This window comes from Glaciihabitans sp. INWT7, assembly GCF_014217685.1.
In the GTDB taxonomy this organism is placed as follows: Bacteria; Actinomycetota; Actinomycetes; order Actinomycetales; family Microbacteriaceae; genus Lacisediminihabitans.
In genome coordinates, this window is record NZ_CP043653.1 from 1,716,909 (window position 1) to 1,730,971 (window position 14,063).

Sequence of the window (14,063 nt, forward strand, 5' to 3'; positions counted from 1 at the left end):
GTCACTTCTCGCCTCTCTGATGCTCCGCAGGTGCCGCGAAGCGACCCCATTCTAAGCCGGGGATACTGAGCGTTGCCGTGGGTTACGGGCGCGGCCAGGCCGCGGCGACCTCGGCACGCACATCGCCGAGAAGCCGGGGCATGGCTTTGGTGCCGGCGATGATCGGGAAGAAGTTCGAATCCTGCGCCCACCGGGGCACGATGTGCTGGTGGAGGTGTTCGGCGATGCCCGCTCCGGCGATGCCGCCCTGATTCATCCCGATGTTGAAGCCGTCGCAGTCGGCGGTGGCGCGCAACACCCGCATCGCGGTCTGGGTGAGAGCCGCCATCTCGGTGACCTCTTCCTGCGTCGCCTCGTCGTAGCTGGCGACGTGCCGGTACGGGCACACCAAGAGGTGACCGGCGTTGTACGGGAAGAGGTTGAGAAGCACGAAGCAGGTCTTCCCGCGCGCCACGATGAGGGCCTTCTCGTCGCTCATCGACGGCGCGATGCAGAACGGGCACTCGTCTTTGTGCGGTTGCGGACCAGCCTTGATGTAGACGAGTCGGTGAGGGGTCCACAGTCGCTGGAACGCATCCGGAACCGCCGCGAAATCCTCTGCAGACTCGATCTCGATGCCCGCGAACTCGTCGGGGCCGTAGCTGCCGGTCACGTCAGACCTGTGCCCGGGTCGCTATCGCCGTGGTGATCCTCTCGATCGCCTCCGCGATCGGCACACCGTTGTCCTGGTGCCCGTCACGGTAGCGGAAGCTCACGGCGCCCGCAGCGCGATCCTCTTCACCGGCGATCAGCTGGAACGGCACCTTCAGCTTGGTGTGGGTGCGGATCTTCTTCGGCATCCGGTCATTCGAGTCGTCGAGCTCCGCCCGCACTCCGGCGTCGCGCAGCTGGCGGATGACGTCACCGAGGTACTCCTCGTACTGCTCCGCCACCGGGATGCCGACCACCTGCACCGGCGACAGCCACACCGGGAAGGCGCCGGCATAGTGTTCGAGCAGGATGGCGAAGAAGCGTTCGATCGAGCCGAGGAGGGCCCGATGGATCATCACCGGTTGCTGACGGGTGCCATCGGCGGCCGTGTACTCCAGCCCGAAACGTTCCGGCTGGTTGAAGTCGAGCTGCACGGTGGACAGCTGCCAGGTCCGTCCGATCGCATCCCGCGCCTGCACAGAGATCTTGGGGCCGTAGAATGCCGCGCCGCCGTGGTCGATCACGAATTCGAGTCCGGATTCGGTGGCCACCTGGCGGAGGGTCTCCGTCGCGTCGTCCCACGCCTGGTCGGTGCCGACGGACTTCTCGGGATCGCGGGTGGACAGTTCGAGGTAGAAGTCGTCGAGACCGTAACCGCGAAGGGTCTCGAAGACGAAGTCGAGCTGGCTGGAGATCTCGCCCTTCACCTGCTCCGGAGTGACGTAGATGTGCGCGTCATCCTGGGTGAGCCCGCGCACACGAGTCAGGCCAGACAGGGTGCCGCTCTTCTCGTAGCGGTAGACGGTGCCGAACTCCGCCAGGCGCAGCGGGAGCTCGCGGTAGCTGCGCCCTCGCGCGCGGAAGATCAGGTTGTGGAACGGGCAGTTCATGGGCTTGAGGTAGTAGTCCTGGCCCTGGCGGGTGACGTGACCCTCGTCATCCACCTCCTCGTCGAGATGCATCGCCGGGAACATGCCTTCCTTGTACCACTGCAGGTGCCCGCTGGTCTCGAACAGGCTGCCCTTGGTGATGTGCGGCGAATAGACCTGCTCGTACCCGTTTGCGATGAGGCGGTCGCGCATGTAGTTCTCGATCTCGGCCCGGATGATTCCGCCCTTGGGGTGGAACACGGCGAGGCCGGATCCGATCTCCTCGGGGAAGGAGAACAGGTCCAGTTCGGCACCGAGCTTGCGATGGTCGCGCTTGGCCGCCTCCTCCTGCCGGGTGATGTAGGCCCGCAGGTCGTCCTTCGTTGCCCAGGCTGTGCCGTAGACCCGCTGGAGTTGCTTGTTCTTCTCGGAGCCTCGCCAGTACGCCGCAGCACTGCGCGTGAGCGCGTAGCCATTGCCGATCAGGCGGGTGTTCGGCAGGTGCGGGCCGCGGCACAGGTCTTTCCACACCGTCTCGCCGGTGCGCGGGTCGACGTTGTCGTAAATGGTGAGCTCCGCGCCGCCGACCTCGACGGACTCATTGTCGTCGGTGCCGCCGGAGCCTTCGGTCGGATGCCCCTTCAGCCCAATGAGTTCGAGCTTGTAGGGCTCGTTCGCGAGCTCCGCCCGAGCTTCATCCTCGGTGACCACCCGCCGAACGAACCGCTGTCCCGCCTTGATGATGCGTTCCATGGCCTTGTCGATGGCCTTGAGGTCTTCCGGGGTCAGCGGGGTCTCGACGTCGAAGTCGTAGTAGAAGCCATCGGTGATGGGCGGCCCGATCCCGAGCTTGGCCTCCGGGTTGATCGACTGCAGCGCCTGGGCGGTCACGTGGGCGGCGGAATGGCGCAGGATGCTGAGCCCGTCCGGCGACGAGAGGAGCACCGGTTCGACGATCTCGCCCTCGCTGACAGATGCCGCGAGATCACGCAGTTCCCCTCCGACCCGCATCGCGATGACCTGGCGATCGGTGAAGAGCTCGAACCCGGTGGTCGCCTCCGCCGCCGTGATCGACTCGAGGATGGGCTCGTTGCCGGCGGGCGAATCTGACACGACGGATGTCTCCTTGCGTTGGACAGAGTCTGCGCCGAGAGGCGCGACAGGGGTGTCTCAACTTTAGCGTCGCGCGGTGATGGGGCCGGGTCAGCTCAGGAAGAGCCGCCGTCCCCGGCTGCGGCGCTTCACCGCTCGGGCCACCGCCGCTGCGATGTCCGCCGACGCGACGGCGCCGAACTCCACCGGTGAGGCGATGACGCCGGCGATGCGATCCGCGCGGGCGGCATCCGGAATCCGCGAGGTGGCCACGAGAACCGTGCCGTTCGACTGATCGCGCACCGGAAACCAACTCTCGGAGAGATAGGTCTCGTCGGGCCACTGGTCTACGAGGTCGTGATCCACATGGGTGCGGGCGAGATTGAGCACCGGCAGGTTCCAGGCGCGCGCCAGCACCGAACGCAGGGCCACGGGATCCAGGGCTCCCTGCGTGACGAGCACCGCGTCGACTGCGATTCCGGAGAGCGCGCTCTCGACGGAAGCCCGGGCGAGTTGCTTCGCCGAGACAAGGCCAGAGGAGACGAGAAGATCGGCAAAAGCGGTGCGCTCGGCAGAGGAGTCATCGCTTTCCGGGTACATGTACCCCAGTGTCGCGAAAACTGTACCCAATCACCATTCCCCACTAGGTGGGACAGAACGACCTGTCATGAGTTCCACCCGCCGCCGGAAATCTGTCTCGACCGCTCGCGATTCGCCCTCAGTGCCTGATTCCCGAGCAGTGGGCACGAACAACACCGCAGCGTCCTCTTCGGGGCCTGCCGCTATGGTGCGGGCGCCGTCCCGTCGTCAGGATTGTCGTGCCGCCGAACCGAGGCAAATACTTCGTCAGCATCACCGGCCAGCTCATCGCCGTATCTCACGGGCGGCCGACCGATGATCTCGATGAACCAGGATGCGAATGTCGCTGTCACGCTCCCGATGAGTGCGATGCCCGAGATCATGAGCCCGACAGCGATCAGGCGACCGACGAGAGTGACCGGGTAGTAGTCGCCGTAGCCGACCGTGGTGATGGTCACGAATGCCCACCATAGAGCGTCTCCAAAAGTCCGGATGTTCGAGCCGCTCGCATTTTGCTCGGCATCGAGAACGGCGAGCCCCGCGACGAATACGAGAAGGAGTGCTGATCCTCCGACGTACAGGGTTATCCGGCCGCGAAGAGCGCTGCCGGCAGTGCGGTGCAGTACCGCGAGCAGCGTGACGAGCCTCAAGAGCCTCAGCGGACGGAGCACTGGGAGAACGACGATGAGCAGTTCGTACAGGTGGCGGACGAACCACCGTCCTCGCGGCCGAGCCAGGACCAGACTCACGACGTAATCGACCACGAACATCGCCCAGACGACGTTCATTATCCAATCGGTCACGGTCGATTCTGGTCCTGCGAAGTCACCGATGACCGAGCACGCATAGGCGACGAGAAACAGCAGGGCCGCGCCAGCGAGGGGCCATTCAGTAAGAAGTTTCCACCGGGCCAAAGTCATGCGGCGACTTTACCGAGTCCGCCGCATCCGATCGACGCGTCCCACTTTCGCGTCTGGCCTCTTGCGTCCGTGCCCACATATCGAAGGTCATCCCTGAATTAGCGTGGCGTCGGGAGAGGTGCCCAAAACAAAACCCCCGAAATCACGAAGATTCCGGGGGTTTTTCTGTGAGCGATACTGGGATCGAACCAGCATTTGACGCCTCGTGTTCGCCCCCGTGATTTGGCGTTTCCAGTATATAAACACTGGGCTCGGCTGCCATTCTGATAGTGTCATTAGTAGTCACAAGTACACATTAATCAGCTTGAGATGTCCCACGATGTCCCACGGAGAGGCCTTAGGGCGATGGCAACCACGAAACGAAAGCGGCGCGAGACGTTCGGCCAACTCGACAAACTTCCCTCTGGTCGAATCAGGGCGCGATACACCGCCCCGGATGGCCAACGTCACTCCGCCCCTCGGACATTCGACAATCTCGGCGACGCGCGCGGATGGCTCGCCGCTCGACAAACCGACATGGCCCGGGGCGAGTGGCAGCCGCCAAGCGTTCTCGCCGCAGAACAGGCCGAACGGAACCAGACGCTGCAGACGTTCGCCGCAACGTGGCTGGCATCCCGAACCAACGCGAAGGGCGACCAACTGAGCCCGCGAACCCTCGAAGAATACCGCCGCCTATTGCGTGGTCCGCTCGCTACCCTCACGGCGCTCCCCCTCGCAAGCCTGACACCAGCCGTCGTCCGGCGGTGGCGCGCCGAGCAGATGGAGACCGGCCACAAAACGCAGACCTCTCGCGCCTATGGCTTGCTCTCGAGCATCCTTGCCACGGCGGTTGGCGACGGCATCCTCGCGACCAGCCCGTGCACGATCCGAGGCGGTCAGAGCACGCACACCGGCCGCAAGGTCGTGCCACCCACTGACGCCGAGCTCGAGACGATACTCGAGAGCATCGCACCCCGCTTCCGCGCTCTCGTGCTCGTCGCCGCGGTCGGGGGTCTCCGATACGGCGAGGCGACTGCCCTGCGCGCCCGCGATGTCACTGTCGAACGTGACGAGTCCGGCGCGGTCGTCGCCGTTCGGCTCGACGTTTCCCGCGGGGTGGTCGCCACCGCCGCGGGCTTCGTCGTCCGCAAACCGAAAAGCGAGGCAGGCATCCGCCGAGTTGCGATATTCGGCGACGACGCCGAGGTCATCGCGCAGCACGTCCGCACCCTCATCGGCGACGCTCTGCTCTTCCCGTCTCGCGATGGTGTCGGGTTCCTCGCGCAGTCAACCTTCACGCGATATTGGTACCCCGCTCGGATGGTCGCTGGTCGCGCCGACATGCCCTTTCACGCCCTCCGCCACTACGCGGGTACTCGTTACGCGCAGACAGGCGCCACGGTGCGCGAGACGATGGCGAGACTCGGGCACGCGTCATTGGGCGCCGCGCTGAGATACCAACACTCTGGCAGTCGAGACGACGAGCTGGCGGCTCGGATGAGTCGCCGCAACACCTCAGCCTGACTCCCGCTCGATAGTCTGCTGACTGTCCCGACAGTGCAAACAGCGTTTGCAAAAATGCTGATCAGCGCGATGTTATTTTGGTTGGTAGAGCGCACGCATGATATGCTCTGACCAATCAACGGTTTGCGTGGCCTCCCGGATAGTTGCCTAGAGGTCAGGGCAAACGGCGCATAACGGCACGCGCAGAACCCGGTTGTTCAATGCCTTCACACGGATCACACCGCGACTTTCTCGAGCGCGCAGGTGGTCTCAAACGAAGGGACAACCGGTGCCTCTCACCGACCCAAAACTCAGCATCTGCGAGTGCGCAGAGCATCAAGGCACCAGCGAGCTAACGATTCGCCGGTGGATAGCCAAGGGTCTACTTCCAGCGGAGCGCCTAGGTCCAAAACTGATCCGAGTCCGGCTGTCGGACCTCGAGGCGATGGGCAAGCCAATCGGCGGCGATGTCGCGTGAGCGGGCGCGGGCCAGTTTGGCCGACGCGGCGCCAGAAATCGTCGCAGAGGCGACGCAACCGGCGTCGAGTTGCCGCGGCAGCCGCCCGACGGGCGAGGAGCAGCCGATGACGTGGACCAAGCTCTCGGATGATTTCCCCGACGACTGCGAGGTGCTCTCCGATGCTGCGTTCCGCCTGCATGTGGAGGGGCTTGTCTGGTCGAACCGGAAGCTGCTCAATTGCCGCATTCCGATGGGCGACATGCGCCGTTTCGCCAAACACCCCGAGGCCGTCGCAGAGCTCCTCCGGGTCGGCTGGTGGGAGACAGCGGACGGCGACTACGTGATCGCTCACCATGCCGTTTACCAACGCGACAGGGACGCCGTGGTGAGGCAGCAGGCGGCGAATGCCAAGAACGGGGCCAAGGGTGGCCGCACGGCCGGACCGCCCCGCGAGCTCCCCTCTCGGACCGCTGCTCCCAAGCCCTCTACCGAATCCATTGCGGGAAGCGAATCGCTAAACGAATCGCTAAACGAATCGACAAGCGAAAGGGACAGGCCAGGACTGGCAGGGACTATAAGAACTATTGGAAACGAAGAATCGCAAAGTTTCCCCGCTGACTCTCTGAGTTCCGACCAGACAGGGCCTGAATCGTCTTCGCCCCCTCTGGCACCCCCAGACGTGGGTTCCCGTGAGTCTGTGCAGTACGACACTGTCCGTGAGGGCGGCCTTGTCCGTCGTGTGCGGAGGGCGAGCTGATGGGGGCCGCGCCGTCGTGGCCGACGAGGGAACCGGGTCGCGGTTACCGATGGCTTTCGGATTTGACGGCAGAGACACCCGCGCTGACCTGTCCGGAGCATCACGAGCCCACGGACTCATTGGGCGTGTGCCCGTCTTGCGTATCTGAGTCGCGGGCGCGGTTGGGGGCCGATCCGCTGGAATGGCAGGAGTGCCCGGTGTGCGGTTTCCCCGTGCATCCGGCGGCTGAAGCGGGCGGGTTCGATTGTTGCCCGTCGTGTGAGGTGTCGCGGTGACTGATCCGAATGCGCTTCAGGCCGCCGCTGGGGACGTGGCGCGTCTCTACGGCAGGGAGCTGGCAGCCGCCGCTCGGTGTCTCGCCGAGGCCTGCGGCGGCGACGAACGCACGTTCGCGAATATTTGGTCAGGAATCGGCGAATTGTGCCGCGCAGGGATTTTCGACTTCGTCGCGGCTGAATCGGCCGAGTCGTCCACCACGGCGCCAACGGGTGCCACGAATCAAGGAGATAGCAATGACATTGAGCACTGATGAATTGTCCGCCAAGGCGCGTCTGGCCGCGATGGAGGCCGCCGCTATCGCTGGGCAGCAGGTCGAGCCTGCTGCCCTCGCAGAGGCACGTGAACGGGTCACGCTGGCCGCTCTGTGGGCGAAGGGTCGCGAGCAGCGCGCACGCGAGAGGCAAAGCGCCGCCGATCTGGTGCGACAGGGCGAAGCCAAGGCGGAAGTGGCTGCACTGTTCGCGGAGCATTCGGAGGACTCGCTGCGGGCGTACGATTCCGCCGTTGCGGCCCTCGAAAATTTGGTGGGCGTGATCGACGGCGAAAACGCCCGAATCGACACCGCGGCGGCAATTCTCCGCACAGCAGGTGTGCCGCGCTCAAACTGGGACCGGTCACAGCAGGAAGGCTTCGATAGCGCGAACTTTGTTCAGGAAGAGCAAGGCGGGTCAGCGACGAGCGTCATCGTGGATGGGGTCGGCCACGGGCGCGAGATTGCAGCATCGTGGGTTGCCGCTGCGGTTTGCGCCGTCGCGGCTGCGAATCGCGGTCTGCCATTTCCCTACGGCGGCAATCTGGAAAACGCGACCCGCCACGACGTGCCCGCCGCCATCAAGAACAGAGACGCGACGTGATGCAACATTCGGTTCTCGCGCGCGAGGCACGTCGTGGCAGTTTCTGAGGAGTCAGGGGCGACGTTGCTCGAGCTTGTTCGACAGGGACGGTCGTGCAATTCGATTGCGCGTCAGCTCGGGCTGAGCCCGTCAACGGTGAGCAGGCGTGCCCGTCAAGCTGGGCTGACGTTCGACCGTCAGCAGACCGCGAGAGCAGTTGCGGCGGCTTCGGTTGACGCTGCGGACAGGCGCGAGCAGATCAGCGACGGCCTGCTCTCAGACCTCAGTCACGCACGAATGGTGCGCCTCGCTGAGGCGGAGGATGCGCGGCAATTCCAGCAGGTCGCCAGCGGCATCGCGGCCCTGAGCCGGGCGTACCGGGATTTGCAGGGTCTCGGCGGCCCGCCCGGCGGAGGAGAGGAGGCAGCGAAGGAAGGTCTGAAAGTGTTCTTCGAGTTGACTCGAAGTATCGCGGCAGGGCAACGCGGGGCGACTGTCGCCGGTGCGGTCGTGGTTTCCGACGGAGGCTGAGCCGAAAGCAAGACGATGCGCGCCGCTGTTCGGGGGCCTGTACGCCCGGCTAACGGCTCGGGTCCTCGATTCGGCCTGCTGGTCGCGGAGGGACGGGAACAGTTGCAGTCACGCCGTGCACGGTGCATCCACCACTGATTCAGGCGTGCTCCGCCGCAGAGGATGAGAGCATGAGGGATGACCAAGCACCGGGCACCGGGTCCAGAGTCCCCCGTCGAGGTCGCAGCGATGCTCGAGCAGGCGGACGCCGAGCTCGCCAGAGTGCCGCACCTCGGGATGACCACGGAACAGGCCGCCAACCTCGCGAGTTACACCCGGTGGCTATTCGGTGTGCCGACTACCGCTCCGCCGACATCGCCACGGAGCGGTTGAGCGAGTCTGCTGGTCCCCTAGCTCGCCGAGCTAGTTGTCTATGCAGAGAAAATAGGAAACGGACCCTGTCGGGTACTGAGCGCATTCCTGATCCTTGGCAGCTTGCTTCGCCGCGTTTTGCCCGTTCACGAGGACCACGATGATGATGACGAGCGCAATGAGAACCGCTGCGCCGAGGGCGAATAGTCCAATGGTCGTTTTTTTCATAGTCAGTCTTTCAGTTGAGGTGTCTTCGGCGCACCATTCAGGCTGCGTTCTGCGAGCGCTCTCCCACGTATACCCCACGAGGGCTCTCCCTTAAAGACGAAACCCCCGGCTGACCGGGGGTTTCTCTTGTGAGCGATACTGGGATCGAACCAGCGACCTCTTCCGTGTCAGGGAAGCGCGCTACCGCTGCGCCAATCGCTCAAACTTGTGTGAAGTTATCTTTGCCCTTCGAGGTGGCGACGGGATTTGAACCCGTGTGGACGGCTTTGCAGGCCGCTGCCTCGCCTCTCGGCCACGCCACCGTGCATGACACTTTCGAGTCACATACAGTGAAAACTACTTCACTCGAGCGGATGACGAGATTCGAACTCGCGACCCTCACCTTGGCAAGGTGATGCGCTACCACTGCGCCACATCCGCACTGCTCGCATTTCTGCGTGCGTCCATGACTCTAGCCGATGCCCGGGGTCTCGCCAAACCGTGTGACGGAACGGCGTGGCGTCGTGAACGGTCGCCGGATATGGCAGGATTGGCGAGTCAGGGCGATTGGCGCAGTTGGTAGCGCGCTTCGTTCACACCGAAGAGGTCATCGGTTCGAGTCCGGTATCGCCCACAATATTTCCTGGCCGCGCAGTAGCGCCTGGCAGCCCGAACCTGCCACGCTCTGGTGCAGTGATCGGCTGCGCTCCACTGAACTGGGTGAGCACGCCCGGGGAGAACAGCACCGAATCCGGCGCCCGATCCGCGATCCCCGGCAGTCCCGCCGCCGCAAGCAGAGCGTCGTCGAGTTCGATCAGCTCCGCCGTCAACAGCGGCCAGGCGCCGTGTCGATTCGCCTGCACCGCGGTCTTCCCGCCCCGCCCGACGAACAGCCGCCAGCGCGCGGTCAAGAAGTCGGCGAGGGGGTCATCCACCACCGGCACTCCGGACACCCGACTCACGATTCTCGTAGTCGGGCCGCCGCCGCCGATCCGCTTGCTCGCGTACCGATACTCCGTCCCCTCGCTTCCGAAGTCCGCGGATGCCCAGAAGTACGGGAGCCCGAAGACAGCGCGGGCAGCCACGACGGCGGCGAGCCGTGATGCTTCGAGCGAGGCGAAGACCACGCCGCGGCGACCGAACTCGTCCACTCCGTAGAGACGCACGTTCACCTCGGTGAAGGTGCCGAAGTAGGGAACGGCCGGCCCCCCGAAGAACGCGGAACCGATCATCCGGAACGGAATGAGCCCGACCCAGGAGCTGCCGTCGAAGATGTCGGGAACGATCCCGGGCGGCAGGAGCGGCGCGACGACCGAGGCATCCACTCTCCAGTGCAGGAAGGTGAGGTCGGCCCAGAACTGCTGGAGCACCGGGCGCCCTGGAAGAATCGGCGCTGTCTGCGAGATCGACTCCACGAGTGCCAGCTTATGCTTGCCCCATGTCGAGTCTTGCCAGTCGCCTCATGCCCGCCGTCATGACTCTGCGGGGATCGAAGCGGGTGTTCTCCTCTGCCGATGCCATGAAGCGCAAACTGGCCCGTCAGGCCGCCGGACGAGCGCCGAATTCTCGCCCCCCGGCCCGGCTGGCGAAGACCGTCGACATCCGCGAGCTCAGCATCGACGGCTGGACCGTCTACGAGATCACCCCGAAGGGAAAGACGCCTCCGCGCCGCGCGCTCTACCTCCACGGCGGATGCTACGTGTTCGAGATCGCCCTGCAGCACTGGCTGTTCGTGGCCAGGCTCGCCGTGGAGACCGACACCCGGTTCCTCGTGCCGATCTATCCGCTCGCCCCCGCGGAGACCGCCGACACGATAGTGCCGAAGGCCACGGCTCTCGCGAGCTCCCTCATCGACGAGGTCGGCGCGCGAAACACCAGCATTCTCGGCGACTCGGCCGGAGGGGGGATGGCCCTTGCGGTGGCGATGCAACTCCGCGACCGGGGTATCGAGGCCCCGCACAGCACGGTGCTCGTCTCGCCCTGGCTCGACATCACCGGCACCGATCCGCAGCTCGCCGTCATTGCGCCCCACGACCCATGGCTCGCCGTTCCCGGATCGCATTTCGCCGGAGGGGTGTACCGCGGGCCGCTCGCCGAGACGGATGCCCGGGTCAGCCCGATCTACGGCGACCTCAGCGGGCTCGGCTCCCTCACGATGTTCAGCGGCACCCGGGACATCCTCAATGCGGATGCCACGAGGTTCCTGTCCCTCGCAGAGGCCGCCGGGCTCAGCGTCGACTACCACGAGGTGCCGGGGATGATCCACGTGTTCCCGATCCTGCCGATCCCCGAGGGCACCGCAGCCCGGGCCGTCGTCGCCCGGTCGATGGTCGACTAGAGAGCTAGATCTCCGGCGAAGAATCGGCGCGGTTCCCAGACGGCCACCGGCGAGAGAGCCAGCCCAGGAGGGTGCCCACCGCTCCCCCGCCGACCACAGCCAACAGCACGATCGACAGCTGACCAAAGGCAAGCTCGGGCTGGCCCGTGTAGATGTAGCCGATATGAGCGCCGAATGCGCCGAGCAGCATTGTGCTGATCGCGGCGCCGAGCGCGAGTGCCGTGGCGGGCCAGCCGCTCATCCGTTGCGGAAGGACGCCGGTGACGGCTCCGACGATCACCCCGATGACGGCGGCGAGAGGGGCCGTGACGAACGCACAAGCCGGCACCACTGCCGCGATCCCAGCCAGGAGGCCAACGACGATCGCCGAGGGCGTCGTACGGCCGAACCGAATCCGTTCGACGAGGGACGCGGCCACGGCAGCAAGCGCGGGCATCACGAGCGCGCTGACCGCGATCACCGGCACCATGTCGTCGGCGGCGAGTTCGAGCCCGACCACCCAGCCCACTCCGGCGATCCAGGCCAGGATCGCGGGAATGAGCACCCGCCATCCTCTGGTCTTGGGGGGCAGCGCGATCCGTCCACGCCCGCGAGTCAGTGCCGTGCCGAGAGCAACGGCCCCGCCACCGACAAGGGTGGGCACACCTCCCCCCAGGTCGATCACTCCGAGCTGGGTTCCGAAGGGGTCGAATGTCGTGGCGAACACCGTCCACGCCAGGGGCAGGAAGACGAGTGCAGTGGAGGCGGCGGCCAGTCCGAGCCTGCGAGTTGTGGAATGCGAGCGCAAAAGCGAGGTCGACAGGGTCGCGAAGAGCGCCCCCAGCGCCGCGAGTGGCCCGATCAGGAGGAGCGGGAGTACCAGCAGCTGCAGGAAGCAGGCCAGGGCGACGATCGCACCGCCGACGCCGGCGATCAGCACGGTGCCAGCCCAATCCGCCGAAGCGAAACGATTCTCGACCACGGCGAGAAGAGCGGTCACGGCGAGGATCGACACGATGGCCAGCGCGCTGAAGCCCAGGCTCACAGCATCCATTCGACGCCTTTCGCATCGGGCGCCCCGGTGGCGTCGTCGCAGCCAAGACTAGGGGCAGTAAACGCCAGGGGCAGTAAACACCAGGGGCAGCGAACACCAACCGAAGTGACCACCAAGGGCAGCCAAGACCGGGCACAGCCGGCGACACGGGCGCACCGATCTACGGGCAGACGGAAACAGGGCGCCGTCCCGAAGGACGACGCCCTGCTGCCTCGCTACTTCGACCGGGTTAGACCGTCTCGAGGGCGTAGCCCTCTTCACCGTGGACGATGGTGTCGACGCCGGCGACCTCATCTTCGTTGGTGATGCGGAAGCCCATGGTCCTCTGAATGACCGTGCCAATGATCCAGGCGAGTCCGAAGGAGTAGATCCCGATTCCGAAACCGGCCAGAGCCTGAACGCCGAGCTGCTTGAAGCTGCCGGTGTCGATGAGGCCGATGCCGCTGCCGAATATGCCGATGTAGAGCGTGCCGAGCAGTCCACCGACGAGGTGGATGCCCACGACATCGAGCGAGTCGTCGAAGCCGAGCTTGAACTTCAGGTCGATCGCGAGGGCACAGACGGCGCCAGCGAGGATGCCGAGCACGATCGCCCATCCGGGGGTGAGGATGTTACAGGCCGGGGTGATCGCGACGAGTCCGGCGACCGCACCGGAGGCGGCACCGATCGAGGTGGGCTTACCGTCCTTGACCCGCTCGACGATCAGCCAGCCGAGGATAGCGGCGGCGGGGGCGGCGAGGGTGTTGATCCAGGCGATCGCAGCGACGCCGTCGACAGCGGCCTCGGAGCCGGCGTTGAAGCCGAACCAGCCGAACCACAGCAGCGCGGCACCGAGCAGCGTCAGCGGCACGTTGTGGGGCTTGGACATGCCCTTCTGGAATCCGACGCGCTTGCCGAGTACGAGTGCGAGTGCGAGACCCGCGGCACCGGCGTTGATGTGCACCGCGGTACCGCCGGCGAAGTCGTTGACTCCGAGGACGTGCGGCGCCCAGCCGTCGGTGAGGTTGAACACCCAGTAGGCGACCGGGAAGTAGACCAGGGTGGCCCAGACTCCGGCGAAGACCATCCACGGGCCGAACTTCGCACGGTCGGCGATGGCTCCGGAGATCAGGGCGACGGTGATGATGGCGAACGTGGCCTGGAAGCCGGCGAAGGCGAGCCCCGGAAGGTCTCCCGTCATGGCGCCGTCCTTGCCGATGCCCACCAGCTTGCCGAGTCCGAAGAGGCCAGAGGGGTTTCCGAGCCAGCCGCTGATGAGCGGCGGGCCGAAGGAGAGGCCGTAGCCGTAGAGCACCCACAGCACGCCGATGAGGCCCATGGCGCCGAAGCTCATCATCATCATGCTGATGACGCTCTTCGCGCGCACCATCCCTCCGTAGAAGAACGCGACCCCGGGGGTCATGATGAGCACGAGAGCCGCTGCTACGAGAAGCCAGAGCGAGTTCAGGTTGGATGTTATGCCGTCAGTCGTGGCATTTGTAAGGACCGACAATGCGACCATGGGTGGGGTTGCCTCTCTCTATTACCGAAGGACTCCCGCGTGGCATTTCGCAGAATGCCTGGAATCAGGCTGCGATTCGGGATCCGCCTCGGGGATGGGGCAAGTTTGGTGGGCCGATATTTCCACGAGCGTGTCACTGTG

The 14,063-nt window shown here is 65.3% G+C and carries 16 protein-coding genes and 4 tRNA genes; 9 read left to right on the forward strand and 11 right to left on the reverse strand.

Going from position 1 to position 14,063, the window contains the following annotated elements:
• Positions 1 to 82 precede the first annotated feature (82 nt).
• The 4 genes from F1C58_RS08365 to F1C58_RS08380 all read right to left on the reverse strand — a co-directional run bounded on the left by F1C58_RS08365 (position 83) and on the right by F1C58_RS08380 (position 4,150).
• The gene (locus tag F1C58_RS08365) at positions 83 to 616 is read right to left on the reverse strand and encodes an HIT domain-containing protein (RefSeq protein ID WP_255461369.1); all 534 of its coding nucleotides are present in this window, start codon (positions 614 to 616) and stop codon (positions 83 to 85) included.
• A gap of 37 nt (positions 617 to 653) precedes the next feature.
• On the reverse strand, positions 654 to 2,570 hold the full coding sequence (gene thrS / locus F1C58_RS08370) for a threonine--tRNA ligase (RefSeq protein WP_219732067.1): 1,917 nt from the start codon (positions 2,568 to 2,570) through the stop codon (positions 654 to 656).
• A 192-nt stretch (positions 2,571 to 2,762) separates the two neighbouring features.
• The gene (locus tag F1C58_RS08375; RefSeq protein WP_185200696.1) at positions 2,763 to 3,251 is read right to left on the reverse strand and encodes a hypothetical protein; all 489 of its coding nucleotides are present in this window, start codon (positions 3,249 to 3,251) and stop codon (positions 2,763 to 2,765) included.
• A 182-nt stretch (positions 3,252 to 3,433) separates the two neighbouring features.
• Entirely contained in the window at positions 3,434 to 4,150 is a 717-nt protein-coding gene (locus tag F1C58_RS08380; RefSeq protein WP_185200697.1) for a potassium channel family protein, read from the reverse strand.
• 516 nt (positions 4,151 to 4,666) lie between these two features.
• Between F1C58_RS08380 and F1C58_RS08385 the strand changes: the two genes are divergently transcribed.
• The 7 genes from F1C58_RS08385 (at position 4,667) to F1C58_RS08415 (ending at position 8,864) form a co-directional block, all read left to right on the forward strand.
• Positions 4,667 to 5,653, forward strand: coding sequence for a tyrosine-type recombinase/integrase (locus tag F1C58_RS08385; protein ID WP_219731955.1), 987 nt, complete (start codon positions 4,667 to 4,669; stop codon positions 5,651 to 5,653).
• A 268-nt stretch (positions 5,654 to 5,921) separates the two neighbouring features.
• A complete protein-coding gene (locus F1C58_RS17090) occupies positions 5,922 to 6,110 on the forward strand; it encodes an AlpA family transcriptional regulator (RefSeq protein ID WP_185200699.1) in 189 nt (62 codons plus the stop codon).
• Between the two features lie 106 nt (positions 6,111 to 6,216).
• Entirely contained in the window at positions 6,217 to 6,849 is a 633-nt protein-coding gene (locus F1C58_RS08395; protein ID WP_185200700.1) for a hypothetical protein, read from the forward strand.
• A 271-nt stretch (positions 6,850 to 7,120) separates the two neighbouring features.
• Entirely contained in the window at positions 7,121 to 7,378 is a 258-nt protein-coding gene (locus F1C58_RS08400) for a hypothetical protein (RefSeq protein WP_185200701.1), read from the forward strand.
• A complete protein-coding gene (locus F1C58_RS08405) occupies positions 7,362 to 7,982 on the forward strand; it encodes a hypothetical protein (RefSeq protein WP_185200702.1) in 621 nt (206 codons plus the stop codon). The genes F1C58_RS08400 and F1C58_RS08405 overlap by 17 nt, the downstream gene beginning before the upstream one ends.
• Before the next feature lie 276 nt (positions 7,983 to 8,258).
• A complete protein-coding gene (locus tag F1C58_RS08410; RefSeq protein WP_185200703.1) occupies positions 8,259 to 8,492 on the forward strand; it encodes a hypothetical protein in 234 nt (77 codons plus the stop codon).
• 177 nt (positions 8,493 to 8,669) lie between these two features.
• Complete coding sequence (locus F1C58_RS08415; protein WP_185200704.1) at positions 8,670 to 8,864, forward strand: hypothetical protein; 195 nt, start codon at positions 8,670 to 8,672, stop codon at positions 8,862 to 8,864.
• A gap of 30 nt (positions 8,865 to 8,894) precedes the next feature.
• On the opposite strand, the gene F1C58_RS08420 is transcribed toward F1C58_RS08415, so the two are convergent.
• The 4 genes from F1C58_RS08420 to F1C58_RS08435 form a co-directional block, all read right to left on the reverse strand.
• Positions 8,895 to 9,071, reverse strand: a complete 177-nt coding sequence (locus F1C58_RS08420) for a hypothetical protein (RefSeq protein ID WP_185200705.1) — start codon at positions 9,069 to 9,071, stop codon at positions 8,895 to 8,897.
• 129 nt (positions 9,072 to 9,200) lie between these two features.
• Positions 9,201 to 9,272 (reverse strand) — tRNA-Val (locus F1C58_RS08425).
• 30 nt (positions 9,273 to 9,302) lie between these two features.
• A tRNA-Cys gene (locus F1C58_RS08430) sits at positions 9,303 to 9,373 on the reverse strand.
• Between the two features lie 46 nt (positions 9,374 to 9,419).
• A tRNA-Gly gene (locus tag F1C58_RS08435) sits at positions 9,420 to 9,491 on the reverse strand.
• A 120-nt stretch (positions 9,492 to 9,611) separates the two neighbouring features.
• Here F1C58_RS08435 and F1C58_RS08440 point away from each other — a divergent pair.
• Positions 9,612 to 9,684, forward strand: a tRNA-Val gene (locus F1C58_RS08440).
• Here F1C58_RS08440 and F1C58_RS08445 read toward each other — a convergent pair.
• On the reverse strand, positions 9,644 to 10,465 hold the full coding sequence (locus tag F1C58_RS08445) for a YqjF family protein (protein ID WP_370543710.1): 822 nt from the start codon (positions 10,463 to 10,465) through the stop codon (positions 9,644 to 9,646). The two genes, F1C58_RS08440 and F1C58_RS08445, sit on opposite strands and share 41 nt — an antisense overlap.
• A 23-nt stretch (positions 10,466 to 10,488) precedes the next feature.
• On the opposite strand from F1C58_RS08445, the gene F1C58_RS08450 reads away from it, so the two are divergent.
• Positions 10,489 to 11,388 carry an alpha/beta hydrolase fold domain-containing protein gene (locus tag F1C58_RS08450; RefSeq protein ID WP_185200706.1) on the forward strand — a complete coding sequence of 300 codons (900 nt, stop codon included), beginning with the start codon at positions 10,489 to 10,491 and terminating at the stop codon, positions 11,386 to 11,388.
• A 4-nt stretch (positions 11,389 to 11,392) separates the two neighbouring features.
• Here F1C58_RS08450 and F1C58_RS08455 read toward each other — a convergent pair whose 3' ends face one another.
• The gene (locus F1C58_RS08455; protein WP_185200707.1) at positions 11,393 to 12,421 is read right to left on the reverse strand and encodes an ammonium transporter; all 1,029 of its coding nucleotides are present in this window, start codon (positions 12,419 to 12,421) and stop codon (positions 11,393 to 11,395) included.
• A 229-nt stretch (positions 12,422 to 12,650) separates the two neighbouring features.
• A complete protein-coding gene (locus F1C58_RS08460) occupies positions 12,651 to 13,823 on the reverse strand; it encodes an ammonium transporter (RefSeq protein WP_370543711.1) in 1,173 nt (390 codons plus the stop codon).
• Between the last annotated feature and the right edge of the window lie 240 nt (positions 13,824 to 14,063).

What these genes read in the sequence shown, in the direction of transcription:
- thrS (WP_219732067.1), bottom strand. Translation starts at nt 2,570, where the DNA reads ATGCGGGTCGGAGGGGAACTGCGTGATCTCGCGGCATCTGTCAGCGAG.
- F1C58_RS08375 (WP_185200696.1), bottom strand. Translation starts at nt 3,251, where the DNA reads ATGTACCCGGAAAGCGATGACTCCTCTGCCGAGCGCACCGCTTTTGCC.
- F1C58_RS08380 (WP_185200697.1), bottom strand. Translation starts at nt 4,150, where the DNA reads ATGACTTTGGCCCGGTGGAAACTTCTTACTGAATGGCCCCTCGCTGGC.
- F1C58_RS08385 (WP_219731955.1), top strand. Translation starts at nt 4,667, where the DNA reads ATGGCCCGGGGCGAGTGGCAGCCGCCAAGCGTTCTCGCCGCAGAACAG.
- F1C58_RS08395 (WP_185200700.1), top strand. Translation starts at nt 6,217, where the DNA reads ATGACGTGGACCAAGCTCTCGGATGATTTCCCCGACGACTGCGAGGTG.
- F1C58_RS08405 (WP_185200702.1), top strand. Translation starts at nt 7,362, where the DNA reads ATGACATTGAGCACTGATGAATTGTCCGCCAAGGCGCGTCTGGCCGCG.
- F1C58_RS08410 (WP_185200703.1), top strand. Translation starts at nt 8,259, where the DNA reads ATGGTGCGCCTCGCTGAGGCGGAGGATGCGCGGCAATTCCAGCAGGTC.
- F1C58_RS08415 (WP_185200704.1), top strand. Translation starts at nt 8,670, where the DNA reads ATGACCAAGCACCGGGCACCGGGTCCAGAGTCCCCCGTCGAGGTCGCA.
- F1C58_RS08420 (WP_185200705.1), bottom strand. Translation starts at nt 9,071, where the DNA reads ATGAAAAAAACGACCATTGGACTATTCGCCCTCGGCGCAGCGGTTCTC.
- F1C58_RS08450 (WP_185200706.1), top strand. Translation starts at nt 10,489, where the DNA reads ATGTCGAGTCTTGCCAGTCGCCTCATGCCCGCCGTCATGACTCTGCGG.
- F1C58_RS08455 (WP_185200707.1), bottom strand. Translation starts at nt 12,421, where the DNA reads ATGGATGCTGTGAGCCTGGGCTTCAGCGCGCTGGCCATCGTGTCGATC.
- F1C58_RS08460 (WP_370543711.1), bottom strand. Translation starts at nt 13,823, where the DNA reads ATGACCCCCGGGGTCGCGTTCTTCTACGGAGGGATGGTGCGCGCGAAG.